Genomic DNA, 15,640 nt, shown 5'->3' with positions numbered 1-15,640 from the left:
ACGCAGCAGGCAGATTCCATGGCAGAAGACAGCGACGCAGAAAAGACCGAACCCGCGTCACCGAAGCGCCTCGAGCAGGCGCGTGAGGAAGGCGACGTTCCGCGTTCGCGCGAGGTGGCGACGTTCACCGTGCTGATGGCGGCCGGCGCCGGCCTGTGGATGACCGGCGGCGGGCTGATACGCCAGCTCAACGCCACCCTGGTGTCCGGCCTTTCGCTGAACCAGGAGCAGATTTTCGATTCCGACGTGCTGCTCAACCGCATCCTGGTCGACGTGGTGCAGGTGATGATCGCCTGCCTGCCGCTGGGCATCGCCGTGATGGTTGTCGCGCTGGCGTCGCCGCTGCTGGTGGGCGGCTGGCTGTTCAGCGGCAAGGCCTTCATGCCGAACTTCGGCAAACTCAATCCCGTCAACGGCATCGGCAACATGTTCTCGACCAATGCGTTGGTCGAGCTGTTCAAGGCGCTGGCCAAGGCCATCGTGGTCGGCTTCGTCGCCTGGCTGGTGGTGATGAAGCAGAAGGACGCCGTGATCGGCCTGGCGGTCGAGCCGCTCAAGCTGGGCACCGTGCACGTGCTGGACATGCTGGCGAGCAGCTTCATGTTCATCACCGGCGCGCTGGGCCTGATCGCCGCCATCGACGGCCCTTACCAGATGTGGCACTACGCCAACAAGCTGAAGATGACGCGCCAGGAGCTGATCCAGGAGTCGAAGGAATCGGACGGCAACCCGCAGGTCAAGGCCAAGATCCGCCAGCTGCAGCGCGAGATGGCCAAGCGCCGCATGATGGCCGACGTGCCGACCGCCGACGTGGTGGTGACCAACCCGACCCACTACGCGGTGGCGCTGAAATACAGCGACGGCATGCGCGGCGCGCCGAAAGTGGTGGCCAAGGGCACCGACGAGGTGGCCGCGAAGATCCGCGAGATCGCCAGGGAACACAAGGTGACGATGCTGGAAGCGCCGCCGCTGGCGCGCGCGCTGTTCAAGCACACCGAGATCGGCGACGAGATTCCGGAAGCGCTGTACTCGGCCGTGGCCGAAGTGCTGGCCTATGTGTTCCAGCTGCGCCTGTTCAGCAAGGGCGGCGGCAACCGTCCCGACATACCGAAGAAACTCGACGTGCCGCCGGAGCTCGATCCGCTGGACCCGGCCTTTGTGCCCAAGCATGGCAAAAAACCTGATTTGAATAACGGAGCATCCGCATGAACGCCCTGAGCAACCTGAAACTGCCGCCATGGATGCAAGGCATAGCCAACAGCCGCAACAAGAGCAGCCTGGCCGCGCCTATCCTGATCATCATGCTGCTGGCGATGATGGTGCTGCCGCTGCCGGCGTTCGTGCTCGACATCTTCTTCAGCTTCAACATCGCGCTGGCGGTGATCGTGCTGCTGACCAGCCTGTACACGGTCAAGCCGCTCGATTTCATGGCCTTCCCCACCATCCTGCTGGTGTCGACCATGCTGCGCCTGTCGCTCAACGTGGCGTCCACCCGGGTGGTGCTGACCGAGGGCCACACCGGCGCCGACGCGGCCGGCAAGGTGATCGAGGCCTTCGGCCACTTCCTGATCGGCGGCAACTACACGGTCGGTATCGTGGTCTTCATTATTTTGACGATCATTAACTTCACCGTGGTGACCAAGGGTGCGGGCCGTATCGCCGAGGTGGGCGCGCGCTTCGCCCTGGACGCGATGCCGGGCAAGCAGATGGCGATCGACGCCGACCTGAATGCCGGCCTGATCGGCGAAGCCGACGCCCGCAAGCGCCGCAGCGAAGTGGCGCAGGAGGCGGAATTCTACGGCGCCATGGACGGCGCCAGCAAATATGTGCGCGGCGATGCCGTGGCCGGCATCCTGGTGACGGTGATTAACGTGGTCGGCGGCCTGCTGGTCGGCCTGCTCCAGCACGACCTGACCTTTGCCGACGCGCTGAAGAACTACACGCTGCTGGCCATCGGCGACGGCCTGGTGGCGCAGATCCCGTCGCTGGTGATTTCGACCGCGGCCGGTATCGTGGTGTCGCGCGTGGCCAGCGAGCAGGACATCGGCACCCAGGTGGTGGGGCAGTTGTTCGCCAAGCCGCAGGTGCTGTACATCACCGCCGCCATCATCGGCGGCATGGGCCTGATTCCTGGCATGCCCAACCTGGTGTTCCTGCTGCTGGCCGGCGTGCTGGCCGGTTCCGCCTACCTGATGACGCGCAAGGCCGCCGCCGGCAAGACCGCCGAAGTGGCCGCGGCCGAGGCCGCCGCCGCGCCGGCCGCCGCGCCGGAGCAGGAAGAGGCCAGCTGGCAGGACATCATGCCGGTCGACACCCTCGGCCTGGAAGTGGGCTATCGCCTGATACCGCTGGTGGACAAGACGCAGGGCGGCGAGCTGCTCAAGCGCATCAAGGGCATCCGCAAGAAGTTCGCGCAGGAGGTGGGCTTCCTGGCGCCGCCGGTGCACATCCGCGACAACCTGGAGCTCAAGCCGTCGGCCTACCGCATCACGCTCAAGGGCGTGGAGGTGGGCACCGGCGAGGCCTTCAACGGACAGTTCCTGGCGATCAATCCGGGCATGGCCAGCGGTACTCTGCCAGGCCTGGTGACCAGCGATCCGGCCTTCGGCCTGCCCGCCACCTGGATCGACGCCAATCTGCGCGACCAGGCGCAGGGCATGGGCTACACGGTGGTCGACGCCGGCACCGTGGTGGCGACACACCTGAACCACCTGATCACCACCCACGCTTCCGAACTGCTGGGCCGCGCAGAAGTGCAGGCGCTGCTGGATCATCTGGGCAAGGACGCGCCCAAGCTGGTGGAAGACCTGGTGCCGAAGATGGTGTCGCTGTCGACCCTGCAGAAGGTGCTGCAGAACCTGCTGGTCGAAGGCGTGCACATCCGCGACATGCGCTCCATCATCGAGACCCTGGCCGAGCATACCGTGCATACGCAGGATCCGAACGACCTGACGGCGCTGGTGCGCATCGCGCTGGGCCGGGCGATCGTGCAGCAGCTGTTCCCGGGCGCCAGCGAGTTGTCGGTGATGACCCTGGATAACCGTCTGGAACGCTTGCTGATGCAGGCGCTGGCGGCCAGCGGTCCGGACGGGGCTGGCATCGAGCCCGGCCTGGCCGACACCATCGCGCAGCAGGCGCAGCAGGCCGCCGCGCAGCAGGAAGCGCTGGGCTTGACGCCGGTGCTGCTGGTGCCGGGACCCTTGCGTGCCTTGCTGTCGCGCTTCCTGCGCCGCGCCTTGCCGCAGTTGAAGGTGCTGTCGCATGCCGAGATTCCGGAGACCAAGACCATCCGCGTGACGGCGCTGGTGGGCCAGCAGCCGGCATAAGGTTTGACGCGGTCGCGGACGCATCCATGCGGACAGCCTAGACTGCTCGCATGGACAACGACTACGACACGCCGTGGAAGGAAGTGGTCACGCACCACTTTCCGGAATTCATGGCATTCTATTTTCCTTTGGCGCACGCGGCCATCGAGTGGTCGCAGCCGCACACCTTTCTCGACCAGGAGTTTGCGGCGCTGACCCGCGATGCCGAGCTGGGCAAGCGCTTGCTCGACAAGCTGGTCAGCGTACATCTCGTCGATGGCGGGCAGCAGTGGGTGCTGGTGCACTTGGAGGTGCAGGGCTGGCATGACCGCGATTTTGCCGAGCGCATATTTGTCTACAATTATCGCGCTTATGATCGCTATCGCCGCGCGGTCGCCAGCCTGGCGTTGTTGACGGATGATAGCAAGCGCTGGCGACCGGATACGTTCGGTTACCGCCTGCTTGGCAGCGAAATGGGGATCAGATTTCCTGTCGTCAAACTGGGGGATTTTTCCGATCGGATCGCTGAGTTGGAGATGCATCCGAATCCCTTTGCACTGGTTACCGTGGCCTATCTGCAAGCGCGGCAGACCCGGAATAGCATCCATCGGCGGCGCATCGCCAAGTGGCGCCTGACCAAGCTTTTGTATCAGCGTGACTGGGGCAAGCAGCGTATTATTAATTTGTACCGAGTGATCGATTGGATCATGCGTTTGCCACAGGGACTTGAAGCACGATTGCGGGAGGGCATCCTGCAAATGGAAAGGAGGAAGACCATGACTTACCTGTCTTCGATAGAGCGCATAGGCATGGAAATTGGCATGAAAAAGGGCATGCAACAAGGACTGGAAGAAGGACGGCAAGAAGGACGGCAAGAAGGGCGGGCGGAGTTGCTTGCCGAGTTGCTGGCAAGGCGCTTCGGCGAGCTCGATGGGGATGTGCGGGAGCGGTTGGCTACGGCGACCGCGGAGCAACTGTCCGTCTGGGGCGCGAACTTTGTCGATGCGCGGTCGCTGGCCGACGTTTTTCGGAGCGGCTAGGCCGCCCCGGCCGCAATAGCGAAATGCGGCCCATTTGCCCCCCTGTTCAATGGATCGTTTCCAGAGTGCATCGTCAATAATGGCACTGTCGAGTAAAGGCGTCTCATCCGGAAGACGCGCTGCTCCATCCAGTTCCCTGAGAGACGGCCATGAACGTGAAAAAATTTACCGCACCTACGTCCCGCGAAGCGCTGCGCAAAGTCCGCGAATCGCTCGGCCCCGATGCCGTGATCCTGTCCAACCGCCAGGCCGACGGTGGTGTTGAAATTCTCGCCCTCGCCAACGACGATGCCGCCTCGCTGGCCGTGCCGGCGCCCCATACGCCGATGGCCGATCCGGCGCCGTCGCTCGACCTGAATACCGCCGTGCCGCAAGGCCGCGCCGACCAGCGCATCGAGCCGCGCTTTGAGTCACGCATGGAACCGCGCATGGAATCGCGTACAGATTCCCGCTTCGAGCCGCGCATGGAAACCAACTACCCGACGCCGGCGCCAGCCGCCCAGCCATCCCTGCCAGCGCAACCGGTGCGCCGCGTGGTGGCTTCGGCTTCGTCGTTCGCCACCGCCACCAAGGCCGCCGCTGCCGCGCCAGCGCCGGCCAAGGCATCGGTCGACGTCGACCAGATCGCCGCGATGGTGGCCGCCGCCGTCGCCAGCGCCAAGGAAAACGCCGCCGCCGAAATGCACGGCATGATGAGCGAAATCCGCGCCATGCGCGGCATGATGGAAACCCAGTTGGCCGAAATCTCCTGGGGCGCGACGCAGGCGCGCGAACCGCAGAAAGCCGCCGTGCTGCGCGAAATGCTGGCCGCCGGCTTCTCCGCCAGCCTGGCGCGCTACCTGCTCGACAAGATGCCCGCCAACCGCGACGCCGCCGACAGCCTGCGCTGGATCAAGACCGTGTTGACCCGCAACCTGTCGACCATGGCCAACGAAGAAGCGCTGATCGACCAGGGCGGCGTGTTCGCGCTGGTCGGCCCGACCGGCGTCGGCAAGACCACCAGCACCGCCAAGCTGGCCGCGCGCTGCGTGATGCGCCACGGCCCGGACAAGCTGGCCCTGATCACCACCGACGCCTATCGTATCGGCGCCCACGAGCAGCTGCGCATCTACGGCAAGATCCTCGGCGTGATGGTGCACTCGGTGAAGGACGAGGCCGACCTGCGCATCGCGTTGAAGGAACTGAAAAACAAGCACACGGTGCTGATCGACACCGTCGGCGTCAGCCAGCGCGACCAGATGGTCACCGAGCAGGTGTCGATGCTGCAAGGCGCCGGCTCCGACGTCAAGCGCCTGCTGTGCCTGAACGCCACCGCCACCCAGGAAACCCTGAACGAAGTGGTGCGCGCGTATCAGGGCAGCGGCCTGGCCGGCTGCATCATGACCAAGCTCGATGAAGCGGCCGCCATCGGCAACGTGCTGGACGTGGTGATCCGCCAGAAACTGAACCTGTTCTACGTGTCGAACGGCCAGCGCGTGCCGGAAGACCTGCACCTGGCCGATCCGGCCTATCTGATCGACCGCGCTTTCAAGCTGAAGCGCGACGTCGTCAACAGCCAATACCTGGACGCCGAACTGCCGCTGTTGATGAGCAATGCGGGCAACGCCGGCGCGCTGCGCGAGGTGCACCTTGGCTAATTTCGATTTCGACCAGGCGGAGGGACTGCGCCGCATGTTGGCGGGGCCCAAGCCCCGCATCGTCACTTTTTTGTCGGCCACCCCGCAGGATGACAAGGGCGCCATGCTGGTCAACCTGGGCGCCTCGCTGGCCCGCGCCGGCAACGACGTGCTGCTGGTCGACGCCTGCGCCAGCGCCCACGGCGTGGCCTCGCGCCTCGGCGTCGACGGCGGCGCCAGCCTGCTCAACGTGGCGCGCCAGGAATGCGGATTGAATCAGGTGATACACCAGGTGCCGCAAGGCTTCGCTGTGGCGTCGATGACACGCGGCCAGCCGCGCTGCGGCCCTGACGAAACCCGCCGCCTGGCCAAGGCTTTCGACGTGCTGGCCAAGCAGACCGGCATCGTCATCGTCGACGGCGAATTCGACGGCGAGGCTTTCCCGGTGCCGGTCATGGCCAGTTCGGAAATCGTGGTCCAGGTATCGAATAGCGCTACCTCGATCAAGGCCGCGTACAGTATGATCAAGCGCCTGAACCAGGAGCTGGGACGCCGTCCATTCGGAATTCTGGTCACCGGGGCTTCCGAATCGGAGGCAAAGGTGGTATACGATAATATGGCACAGGCAGCCAGCCGATACCTCGCCGTGAACCTCGTTTCGATGGGATCGGTGCCGGCGGATGAATACCTGCAGCGCGCGGCACGCTTGGGGCGTGCGGTGGTCGATGCGTTTCCGCTGGCCGGGGCTTCGGTGGCGTTTCGTCAACTGGCGGGGCGCTTTGCGCTGGCTGGCTCGCCTTCATTCCAATAGAAGGCGTTTCCTTGAGGAGTAACAGCATTATTTTGGCGCTCAATTAACACAAAAACAGCCTATGTACACGGTCAAAGGGAAAGCGGACAAGGATTCTTTGCTGACGGAGCATATGCCGTTGGTCAAGCGCCTGGCCCATCACATGAAGGCGAAACTGCCGCCCAGCGTCGAAGTCGACGATCTGGTGCAAGCCGGAATGATCGGCCTGCTCGACGCCATCAGCCGTTACGAGGAAACCCATGGCGCCCAGTTTGAAACCTACGCCGTGCTGCGCATCCGCGGCGCCATGCTCGACGAACTGCGCAACAGCGACTGGCTGCCGCGCTCCATGCGCCAGAACATGCGCAAGATCGAGACCGCGATGAGCACCCTGCAGCAGCGCCTGGGCCATCCGCCGACCGAGTCGGAAGTGGCCAAGATGCTCAAGCTGTCGCTGGCCGACTACCAGGAAATGCTGTCCGACGGCGGCGGCCACCAGCTGGTGTACTACGAGGATTTCCACGACGACGACGGCAACGACAGCTTCCTCGACCGTTACTGCTCGGATGAAGACAGCGACCCATTGCGCTCGCTGCTGGACGGCGACTTCCGCCAGGCCGTGATCGACGCCATCGACGCGTTGCCGCCGCGCGAGAAGATCCTGATGGGGCTGTACTACGAGGAGGAGCTCAACTTGAAAGAAATCGGCGCCGTGATGGGCGTATCGGAATCGCGCGTGTCGCAGCTGCACACGCAAGCCGTGGCGCGCCTGCGCGCCTCACTGCGGGAGCGGTCTTGGACTGGGCCAGCGTAGCCGGGGTGCTGCTGGCGCTGGCCGGCATCGTCATCGGCCAGTCGCTTGAAGGCGGCAAGCTCTCTTCGCTGCTGCAGCCGGCCGCGTTTGCGATCGTGGTGGTCGGCACCTTCGGCGCCGTGCTGCTGCAGACCCGCTTCCGCACCTTTGTGCGCGGCCTGCAGATGCTGCGGCTGGTGTTCGCGCCGCCGGCCGACACCCGCGCCGTGCTGGCGCGCGACATCAACGCCTGGAACCTGGCCGCGCGCCGCGACGGCCTGCTGTCGCTGGAGCGCTACATGCTCGCCTCCAAGCACCAGTTCAACACCAAGGGCCTGCGCCTGATCGTCGACGGCATCAATCCCGACAAGCTGCGCCAGATCCTCGACACCGAAATCACCGCCTACGAAACCGAGGAAAGACAGGCGGTGCGCATCTGGGAATCGGCGGCCGGCTACTCGCCGACCATCGGCATCCTGGGCGCGGTGCTGGGCCTGATCCACGTGATGGAAAACCTCACCGATCCGAGCAAGCTCGGTTCCGGCATCGCGGTCGCCTTCGTCTCGACGATCTACGGCGTCGGGCTGGCCAACCTGCTGTTCTACCCGATCGCCAACAAGCTCAAGGCCATCGTCACGCAGGAAGTGCACCAGCAGGAAATCGCCGCCGCCGTGTTCTACGACATCGCCACCGGCGACCACACGCGCGTCATCGACGAACGCATCGCCACGCTGCTGCGGGAGCACTGACATGCAGTACCGGCGCGCGCGCAGGAAGTTCGACGACGAACCGGAGAACCATGAGCGATGGCTGATCTCCTACGCCGACTTCATCACGCTGCTGTTCGCGTTCTTCGTCGTCATGTACGCGATCTCCTCCGTCAATATCGGAAAATACAAGGTTTTCTCCGACGCCTTGGGCGATGCCTTCGGCGGCGCTGGCGCGGCACAGCCGATTAACACGCAGATCCAGAACCTGCCGATCCCCAATCCAGGCCTGAAGCGCCGCACCGAAATGCTGCGCAAGGAAAAAGAGCACATGACCAAGCTGGCACAGGACTTGTTGTCCACGCTGGCGCCGCTGGTCAAGGAGGGCAAGGTGCGCGTGACGCAGAACAGCCGCGGCGTCAGCGTCGAGATCAACGCCTCGGTGCTGTTCGATCCGGGCGACGCGCGCCTGACCAATGAGTCGACCGAGGCGCTGCGCGCCGTCGCCGGCCTGCTGAAAAACGACGAGCACAATGTGCAGGTCGAGGGACATACCGACAATCAGCCCATCCGCAACGCGCTGTTCCCGTCCAACTGGGAATTGTCGGCGGTGCGCGCCAGCAGCGTGGTGCGGCTGTTCATCGACGCCGGCGTGGCGCCGGAACGCCTGACCGCGGTCGGCTTCAGTTCGAACGTGCCGGTGGCGACCAACGACAACGCGATCGGCCGCGCGCGCAACCGCCGCGTGGCGGTGACGATACTGTCGGGACTGCCGGATACGGTAACGGAATTGCCGACGCAGGCGCCGGCGCAATAAGGAAAGTAAGAAGCTTAGCCGGCGAGGAAGCCGCGGCTGCGGGGCAGGGTGGTGGACATGCCGCCGGGGCCGTAGAAATTATTCGCCGCGCCGCCCTGCGGACGCAACGCCTGCAAGGCGCCCTGCGTATGGCCCATCTGCTTGTTGATCAACATGCCGTTGATGCGGTTCAGTTCCTTGGCTTCGCGGCTTTGCTCCAGCAGCGTTTTCCACAGCGGGGCCGCTTCGGCGGCATCGGCGCCGCTGGCGGCGATCCACGCATCCATGCCCGATTCCTGTGCCGGGTAGCCGGCCTTGCCCAGGGCGCGGTGGCGCTGGGCGGACAACAGGGTCATCTGCGTGACCAGGGCCGATTTCTTGGTCGTGACGGCCGTCAGGCTGTCGAGGTCCGCCGCCACCAGGTATTGCTGCTCCTGCTTCAGGACGCCCAGCAGGGTCGTCATGATCTGTTGTTCTTCGCGCAGGCTGTTCAGCGGGGTAGCGGTTGACATGATGGTCCTATCGTTTCCTTGAGTGCAGCAGATCCTTGACCGTATCGAGCAAGCCATCCGCCACTTTTTCCGAGTTGACCTGGAACTGGCCATCGGCAATCGCCAGCTTGATGCGTTCGACTTTTTTCGTGTCGAACACCGCGCCGTTGCCGCTGGCCGCACTGGCCGCCAATGCCTGCCCTTGGGGCGACAGGCGCACGCTGTCCGAGGTTGCCGCAGTCGACGGTGCCGCCGCCTTGTCCGCGCCGCGCGCGGTCGAGGTGGAAGCGGGCGTCGACGACGGCAAGCCGGTCGTGCTCTTTAATGTATCGTTAATTTTCACAGCCATATCCTTCTCGGGTAGGAGTACGAAACTCCGGGATCTGAGTATGTAACGGCGGCGTCCCGCAAAACTTTAGCGCCGCCCCTTGCTCCAGACCCCTGGCGCCCGTCAGAACGCCACCTCCACCAGCCCGCCCGCCTTGGCGATCCCGGTGATTTGTTGCCCACCGGAAGTTTTTACCTGTACCACCTGGCCGTCGCCCGCCGTGCTCATGGCGCGCGCCTCGGCCGACACGGAAAAGCCGTTGCCGCTGGACACCAGCCGCACCAGTTGTCCGGACTGCACCACCGGCTTGCTGCGCAGCGTGTCGAGCCGCAGCGGGGTGCCCGGCGGCAGCGAAATATTGGTGCTGCGGCCGATCACCTGCGCCATGTCGGTGGCTATACCTGCAGGCAACATTGTCAAATCACCCTTCAAGGTCACCAGCTGGTTGGCGGCGATGGCCTGGCCCTGGGCCAGCGGCGCGGCGCTGGCGATGTAGTCGCCCACCACGGTGACGTTGGCTTGAATATATACCGTCCAGGCCGCCGGTGTCGCACAGCGCACGCCGACGGTGGTCTTGCCCCAGGCGCGCGCGCCGGGCATGAAGAAAGCTTGCGGATCGGGGCAGGCGGCCAGGTTCATGCGCGGGTCGATGGCGCCTACGGTCACCGTCACCTGGCCCGGCAGGCCGCCGCTCTGCACCTGCAGGAACTGCTCGACGGTGCGCTTGAGCGCGGCCGCGTCCTGATAGGCGGGCTGGGCGTGCGCCGCCATGGTCAGCGTGAGCAGGGCGGCGGTAAGTAAGAGTCGGCTTGATTTCATGGCGTAGGTTTCCCCTTCAATGTTGCCATCATATTCTGGCGGCCTGAACTTGAAGCCTTGAATAGGACCGAAAAGCATGTGCTTATCGCCCGATGGTTACCAGGAAGACCTCCGTATCATCGATCCTGTCATAACAAGTTCGTCCATTGGGGGATGTCATGGTTGGGAAACTCGACGATTACATGCGTTTCAACGAAGCCGCGCTGAGCCTGCGCTCGCAGCGGCAGACCGTGCTTGCCTCGAACATCGCCAACGGCGACACGCCCAACTACAAGGCCCGCGACATCGACTTCACCAGCGCGCTGCAGGCCGCGCTGGACAAGGCCAGCCCGAGCGCCAACGCCACGCTGAAGACCACCGCCGGCAAGCATTTCCCCAACCCCCGGCAAGACGGCACCACGATGGCGGACGGCACGCCGCTGCTGTACCGCGGCGTGGTGCAGGGGGCCGTCGACGGCAACACGGTCGACATGGACGTCGAGCGCAACCAGTTCGCCGATAACGCCGTCCGCTACGAGGCCGGCATCACCGCAATCAACGCCCAGATCAAGACCATGATGGCGGCGATACAGGGAGGTAGCTGATCATGTCGCTGTTTAATATTTTTAATGTTTCCGGCTCGGCCATGAGCGCGCAGGCGCAGCGCCTGAACGTGGTGGCGTCCAACCTGGCCAATGCCGACAGCGCCACCAGCGCCAGCGGCGAGGCCTACCGCGCGCGCCAGGTGGTGTTCGAGGCCACCACGCCGACCGACGGCGGCGCCTCCACCGGCGTGCGGGTCAAGCAGGTGGTCGAGGACCAGTCGCCGATGAAGCAGATGTACGACCCCAAGCATCCGATGGCGGACGACAAGGGCTATGTGACCATGCCCAACGTCAACGTGGTCGACGAGATGGTCAACATGCTGTCGGCCTCGCGCTCCTATCAAACCAACGTCGAGACCATGAACGCGGCCAAGACGCTGTTGCTGAAAACACTGACCATCGGTCAGTCTTAATTAAGAGGTCATCATGAGTTTAATCGGAGGCGTGATCGATACGCCCAAAGCGGCGGCCACCAACAGCGTGCCCACCACCACCAGCAGCACCGCGACGGACGACGTCGGCGCGGACCAGGACAAGTTCATGAAGCTGCTGGTGACGCAGCTGAAGAACCAGGATCCGCTGAACCCGATGGACAACGCGGCCATGACCAGCCAGCTGGCCCAGCTGTCGACCGTGACCGGCATCAACAAGGTCAACGCCACCTTGGAATCGCTGCGCACCGACCAGGCCAGCGCGCAATCGCTGACCGCGACCAACCTGATCGGCAAGGGCGTGCTGATCGCCGGCAAGGGCATCGAACTGGCTAGCAGCACCGACGACGCCGGCAAGACCACCAGCAGCAGCGTGTTCGGCTTCGACCTGGCCTCGCCCGCCGAAAGCGTCGAGATCGCGATCCAGGACAAGGCCGGCACCACGGTGCGCACGATGACCATGAAGAATGCCGACGTCGGCACCTACCCGATCACCTGGGACGGCACCACCGACGGCAAGACCACCGCGCCGGCCGGCAGCTACACCTTCACCGTCAAGGCCGTCAGCGCCGGCAAGACGCTGACCGACTCGACGCCGCTGCAGCTCGCTGCCGTGGCCAGCGTGTCGACCGGCAGCGGCGGCGTCAAACTGAATACCTCGCTCGGGCAGTACACGATGTCCGAAGTCAAAGAAGTTTTGTAAAGCAGTCACACCTAGCATAGGGGAATACCATGTTCCAACAAGGACTTAGCGGCCTGAACGCAGCATCCAAATCGCTGGACGTCATCGGCAACAACATCGCCAACGCCAGCACCGTTGGTTTCAAGAGTTCGCAGGCGCAGTTCGCCGACCTGTACGCCAATTCGCTGAACGGCGTATCCGGCAACAACCCGGGTATCGGTGTGACGACGGCCAAGCTGGCCCAGCAGTTCACCCAGGGCAATATCGAAACCAGCAGCAACCCGCTGGACGTGTCGATCAACGGCGGCGGCTTCTTCCGCGAAGTGGTCAACGGCGCGGTGCAGTATTCGCGCAACGGCCAGTTCCACGAAGATAACACCCACACCCTGGTCAACGCCCAGGGCGCCCAGCTGACCGGCTACCTGTCGAACGCGGCCGGCGTGATCCAGCTGGGCGCGCCGGTGCCGCTGACCCTGGACAAGTCCGACCTGACGCCGGTGCAGACCACCGAAGCGAACTTCCAGCTGAATCTGAGCTCGGCCGAGAAAGTGCCGGCCACCATCCCGTTCGATGCCAGCGATCCGACCAGCTACAACAAGCAGACCGTGCTGAACGTGTACGACAGCCTGGGCACGTCGCACATCATGACGACCTACTACGTCAAGACCGACGCCAACACCTGGGACGTCTACGCCGCCGCCGACAACAAGGAAATCGTCTCGGCCGGCGTGGCCGCCGCGATCAACACCGACCAGCCCACGCTCGACGCGCGCGCGCTGTACAACGACGCCGTGCGCGCCACGCCGCCGGATCCGGCCGCCATCGCCGCCGCCGCCGGCGCCTATGCGATCGCCGCCGCCGCGGCGATGACCACCGCCGCCAGCACGCCGCCGGCCGCCGCCTCCCAGGCGCAGCTCGATGCGCTGGCCGCCGCGGCCACCGCGCTCGACCCGACCGGCAGCGGTTCGATCACCGGCATGACGCCCGACGCCATCAACGCCAAGCTGGCCGCCGCCATCACCGTGCCGGCCGTGAAAGCCGGCACGCTGCTGTTCAACAAGAACGGTTCGCTCGATCCGGAAGCGATGGCGCTGGCGACCGTGCCGCAAACGCTGCCGTTCCAGATCCAGCTGCCGATCTTCCCCGACACCGGCGCCCAGCAGCCGATGACGGTCAGCACCACCTTCGACAAGACCACCCAGTACGGCAGCGTCACCAACGACCTGGGCTCGACCCAGAACGGTTACTCGGCCGGTTCCTGGCAGCGCTACGCGATCGACGAGAACGGCGTGATCCTGGGCCAGTACAGCAACGGCAAGTCGCGCCCGATGGGCCAGATCGCGATGGCCAACTTCTCCAGCGTCGACGGCCTGACCCCGCTGGGCAACAACGCCTGGGCGGAAAGCTCGTCCTCGGGTCCTCCAAGCGTGGGCGTGCCGAACGCCGGCTCGATGGGTTCGCTGCGCGCCAGCTCGGTGGAAACCTCGAACGTCGACCTGACGGCCGAACTGGTCAACATGATCACCGCGCAGCGCGTCTACCAGGCCAATGCGCAGACCATCAAGACCGAGGATTCGATCCTGCAGACGCTGGTGAATCTGCGGTAATGCACAGCGTTAATCGGAGATAGCCATGGACCGCCTGGTTTATACCGCGATGACAGGGGCGCGGCACGTGATGGAGCAGCAAGCCACCGTTGCCAACAACCTGTCCAACGCCACCACCACCGGCTTCCGCGCACAGCTCGACAGTTTTCGGGCGGTGCCGGTGGTGTCGGAGGGCTTGCCGACACGCGCCTTCGTGGTCGACTCGACGGTCGGCGCCGACATGCGCGCCGGCCCGATCCAGACCACCGGCCGCCCGCTCGACATCGCGGTGCGCGACCAGGGCTGGCTGGCGGTGCAGTCGGCCGACGGTTCGGAAGCCTATACCCGCAACGGCAGCCTGAAGATCAGCGAGAACGGCCTGCTGCAGACTTCGGGCGGCCAGACCCTGGTCGGCGACGGCGGCCCGATCGCCATCCCGCCCGACGTGACGGTGATGGTGGCCGGCGACGGCACCGTCAGCACCATTTCCACCGATTTCAAGCCCGGCCCGGCCAACGTGCTGGGACGCATCAAGCTGGTCAATCCCGACCCCAAGGGCCTGGTGCGCGGCGACGACGGCCTGTTCCGCCAGACCAGCGGCCTGCCGGCCGACAACGACCCGGCGGTGCGCGTGGTCGACGGCGCGCTCGAGGGCAGCAACGTCAATCCGGTCGATTCCATGGTCAACATGATCAGCCTGGCAAGACAGTTCGAAATGCAAATGAGTTTGCTGAAGAACGCCGAGAATAACGCCGCAAAAGCCACCCAGATCCTCGCTTTGAGTTGATGACCTCTCCCGCATAATGGTTGCGTGGGATGAGTAGCTGTCGCTTTTGACGGCTCCCGTCCAAGCAACGGGAGAAGCATCATGATACGTTCACTGTGGATCGCCAAGACCGGCATGGAAGCGCAGCAGACCGCGCTGGACGTGACGTCCAACAACCTGGCCAACGTCAGCACCAACGGCTTCAAGAAGTCGCGCGCCGTGTTCGAGGACCTGCTGTACCAGAACATCCGCCAGCCGGGCGGCCAGTCGTCGCAGCAGACCAATCTGCCGTCGGGCATGCAGCTGGGTACCGGCGTGCGGCCGGTGGCGATCGAGCGCGTGCACACCCAGGGCAATCCCCAGTCGACCGGCAACGATAAAGACCTGATGGTCAACGGCAACGGCTTCTTCAACGTGCTGCTGCCGGACGGCACCACCGCCTACACCCGCGACGGCTCCTTCCAGCGCGACAACAACGGCCAGATGGTCACCTCCAGCGGCTTCGTGCTGCAGCCTGCCATCACCATCCCGATCACCGCGCAATCGATCACCGTCGGCCGCGACGGCACGGTGTCGGTCACCTTGCCGGGCCAGGTGGCGCCGCAGCAGATCGGCAGCATCCAGCTGTCGACCTTCATCAACCCGACCGGGCTGGAATCGAAGGGCGAGAACCTGTACGTGGAAACCGGCGCCTCCGGCAATCCGCAAGCCAATACGCCGGGCACCAACGGCACCGGCGTGATCCTGCAGGGCTATGTGGAAACGTCGAACGTCAACGTGGTCGAGGAAATGGTCAACATGATCCAGACCCAGCGCGCCTACGAAATCAACTCCAAGGCCATCACGACCTCCGACCAGATGCTGCAGAAGCTGTCGCAGCTGTAACGCACTGCAAGGACCATGATC

The 15,640-nt window shown here is 64.6% G+C and carries 17 protein-coding genes; 14 read left to right on the top strand and 3 right to left on the bottom strand.

Translation table 11 applies throughout. The annotated features are described in order from the left end of the window. The first annotated feature begins 18 nt into the window (after positions 1-18). The 8 genes from flhB (at position 19) to motD (ending at position 9,068) form a co-directional block, all read left to right on the top strand. Complete coding sequence (gene flhB / locus ABWW33_RS18860; protein WP_176654166.1) at positions 19-1,209, top strand: flagellar biosynthesis protein FlhB; 1,191 nt, start codon at positions 19-21, stop codon at positions 1,207-1,209. Then, on the top strand, positions 1,206-3,326 hold the full coding sequence (gene flhA, locus ABWW33_RS18855; protein ID WP_353403227.1) for a flagellar biosynthesis protein FlhA: 2,121 nt from the start codon (positions 1,206-1,208) through the stop codon (positions 3,324-3,326). The genes flhB and flhA overlap by 4 nt, the downstream gene beginning before the upstream one ends. 50 nt (positions 3,327-3,376) lie before the next feature. Then, positions 3,377-4,345 (top strand): DUF4351 domain-containing protein, encoded by a 969-nt coding sequence (locus tag ABWW33_RS18850; RefSeq protein ID WP_353403226.1) that lies wholly within the window; start codon positions 3,377-3,379, stop codon positions 4,343-4,345. A 149-nt stretch (positions 4,346-4,494) separates the two neighbouring features. Next, the gene (gene flhF, locus ABWW33_RS18845) at positions 4,495-5,982 is read left to right on the top strand and encodes a flagellar biosynthesis GTPase FlhF (RefSeq protein WP_353403225.1); all 1,488 of its coding nucleotides are present in this window, start codon (positions 4,495-4,497) and stop codon (positions 5,980-5,982) included. Beyond that, positions 5,975-6,772 (top strand): MinD/ParA family ATP-binding protein, encoded by a 798-nt coding sequence (locus ABWW33_RS18840; RefSeq protein WP_176654169.1) that lies wholly within the window; start codon positions 5,975-5,977, stop codon positions 6,770-6,772. The genes flhF and ABWW33_RS18840 overlap by 8 nt, the downstream gene beginning before the upstream one ends. Positions 6,773-6,833: 61 nt before the next feature. Continuing rightward, entirely contained in the window at positions 6,834-7,565 is a 732-nt protein-coding gene (locus ABWW33_RS18835) for an RNA polymerase sigma factor FliA (RefSeq protein WP_176654170.1), read from the top strand. Beyond that, the gene (locus ABWW33_RS18830; protein ID WP_176654171.1) at positions 7,547-8,293 is read left to right on the top strand and encodes a flagellar motor protein; all 747 of its coding nucleotides are present in this window, start codon (positions 7,547-7,549) and stop codon (positions 8,291-8,293) included. Before ABWW33_RS18835 ends, ABWW33_RS18830 begins: the two co-directional genes overlap by 19 nt. A 1-nt stretch (position 8,294) precedes the next feature. Further along, positions 8,295-9,068 carry a flagellar motor protein MotD gene (gene motD, locus ABWW33_RS18825; protein ID WP_353403224.1) on the top strand — a complete coding sequence of 258 codons (774 nt, stop codon included), beginning with the start codon at positions 8,295-8,297 and terminating at the stop codon, positions 9,066-9,068. Positions 9,069-9,082: 14 nt separating this feature from the next. Here the strand turns inward: motD and ABWW33_RS18820 are convergent, their stop codons facing one another. The 3 genes from ABWW33_RS18820 to flgA all read right to left on the bottom strand — a co-directional run bounded on the left by ABWW33_RS18820 (position 9,083) and on the right by flgA (position 10,685). Further along, positions 9,083-9,559: a flagellar protein FlgN gene (locus ABWW33_RS18820; RefSeq protein WP_176654173.1), complete on the bottom strand. Its 477-nt coding sequence runs from the start codon at positions 9,557-9,559 to the stop codon at positions 9,083-9,085. A 7-nt stretch (positions 9,560-9,566) separates the two neighbouring features. Next, on the bottom strand, positions 9,567-9,881 hold the full coding sequence (gene flgM / locus ABWW33_RS18815; RefSeq protein ID WP_176654174.1) for a flagellar biosynthesis anti-sigma factor FlgM: 315 nt from the start codon (positions 9,879-9,881) through the stop codon (positions 9,567-9,569). Positions 9,882-9,989: 108 nt separating this feature from the next. After that, entirely contained in the window at positions 9,990-10,685 is a 696-nt protein-coding gene (gene flgA, locus ABWW33_RS18810; RefSeq protein WP_353403223.1) for a flagellar basal body P-ring formation chaperone FlgA, read from the bottom strand. A 158-nt stretch (positions 10,686-10,843) separates the two neighbouring features. On the opposite strand from flgA, the gene flgB reads away from it, so the two are divergent. The 6 genes from flgB to flgG all read left to right on the top strand — a co-directional run bounded on the left by flgB (position 10,844) and on the right by flgG (position 15,619). After that, positions 10,844-11,269 carry a flagellar basal body rod protein FlgB gene (gene flgB, locus ABWW33_RS18805; protein ID WP_353403222.1) on the top strand — a complete coding sequence of 142 codons (426 nt, stop codon included), beginning with the start codon at positions 10,844-10,846 and terminating at the stop codon, positions 11,267-11,269. 2 nt (positions 11,270-11,271) lie between these two features. Further along, complete coding sequence (gene flgC / locus ABWW33_RS18800) at positions 11,272-11,682, top strand: flagellar basal body rod protein FlgC (protein WP_176654177.1); 411 nt, start codon at positions 11,272-11,274, stop codon at positions 11,680-11,682. Positions 11,683-11,695: 13 nt separating this feature from the next. Further along, the gene (locus ABWW33_RS18795) at positions 11,696-12,403 is read left to right on the top strand and encodes a flagellar hook assembly protein FlgD (RefSeq protein ID WP_176654178.1); all 708 of its coding nucleotides are present in this window, start codon (positions 11,696-11,698) and stop codon (positions 12,401-12,403) included. 29 nt (positions 12,404-12,432) lie between these two features. Next, positions 12,433-13,989: a flagellar hook protein FlgE gene (locus ABWW33_RS18790; RefSeq protein WP_353403221.1), complete on the top strand. Its 1,557-nt coding sequence runs from the start codon at positions 12,433-12,435 to the stop codon at positions 13,987-13,989. A 25-nt stretch (positions 13,990-14,014) separates the two neighbouring features. Beyond that, the gene (flgF, locus tag ABWW33_RS18785; protein WP_176654180.1) at positions 14,015-14,755 is read left to right on the top strand and encodes a flagellar basal-body rod protein FlgF; all 741 of its coding nucleotides are present in this window, start codon (positions 14,015-14,017) and stop codon (positions 14,753-14,755) included. 81 nt (positions 14,756-14,836) lie between these two features. Continuing rightward, entirely contained in the window at positions 14,837-15,619 is a 783-nt protein-coding gene (gene flgG, locus ABWW33_RS18780) for a flagellar basal-body rod protein FlgG (protein WP_176654181.1), read from the top strand. Positions 15,620-15,640: the final 21 nt, after the last annotated feature.

The organism is Duganella hordei (assembly GCF_040369125.1).
GTDB lineage: Bacteria > Pseudomonadota > Gammaproteobacteria > Burkholderiales > Burkholderiaceae_D > Rugamonas > Rugamonas hordei.
This window is presented reverse-complemented; position numbering and strand designations above follow the sequence as displayed.

Excerpts from the sequence above, each read along its gene's own strand:
- flhB (WP_176654166.1), top strand. The coding sequence starts at position 19 with ATGGCAGAAGACAGCGACGCAGAAAAGACCGAACCCGCGTCACCGAAG.
- flhA (WP_353403227.1), top strand. The coding sequence starts at position 1,206 with ATGAACGCCCTGAGCAACCTGAAACTGCCGCCATGGATGCAAGGCATA.
- ABWW33_RS18850 (WP_353403226.1), top strand. The coding sequence starts at position 3,377 with ATGGACAACGACTACGACACGCCGTGGAAGGAAGTGGTCACGCACCAC.
- flhF (WP_353403225.1), top strand. The coding sequence starts at position 4,495 with ATGAACGTGAAAAAATTTACCGCACCTACGTCCCGCGAAGCGCTGCGC.
- ABWW33_RS18835 (WP_176654170.1), top strand. The coding sequence starts at position 6,834 with ATGTACACGGTCAAAGGGAAAGCGGACAAGGATTCTTTGCTGACGGAG.
- motD (WP_353403224.1), top strand. The coding sequence starts at position 8,295 with ATGCAGTACCGGCGCGCGCGCAGGAAGTTCGACGACGAACCGGAGAAC.
- ABWW33_RS18820 (WP_176654173.1), bottom strand. The coding sequence starts at position 9,559 with ATGTCAACCGCTACCCCGCTGAACAGCCTGCGCGAAGAACAACAGATC.
- flgA (WP_353403223.1), bottom strand. The coding sequence starts at position 10,685 with ATGAAATCAAGCCGACTCTTACTTACCGCCGCCCTGCTCACGCTGACC.
- flgB (WP_353403222.1), top strand. The coding sequence starts at position 10,844 with ATGGTTGGGAAACTCGACGATTACATGCGTTTCAACGAAGCCGCGCTG.
- flgC (WP_176654177.1), top strand. The coding sequence starts at position 11,272 with ATGTCGCTGTTTAATATTTTTAATGTTTCCGGCTCGGCCATGAGCGCG.
- ABWW33_RS18795 (WP_176654178.1), top strand. The coding sequence starts at position 11,696 with ATGAGTTTAATCGGAGGCGTGATCGATACGCCCAAAGCGGCGGCCACC.
- ABWW33_RS18790 (WP_353403221.1), top strand. The coding sequence starts at position 12,433 with ATGTTCCAACAAGGACTTAGCGGCCTGAACGCAGCATCCAAATCGCTG.
- flgF (WP_176654180.1), top strand. The coding sequence starts at position 14,015 with ATGGACCGCCTGGTTTATACCGCGATGACAGGGGCGCGGCACGTGATG.
- flgG (WP_176654181.1), top strand. The coding sequence starts at position 14,837 with ATGATACGTTCACTGTGGATCGCCAAGACCGGCATGGAAGCGCAGCAG.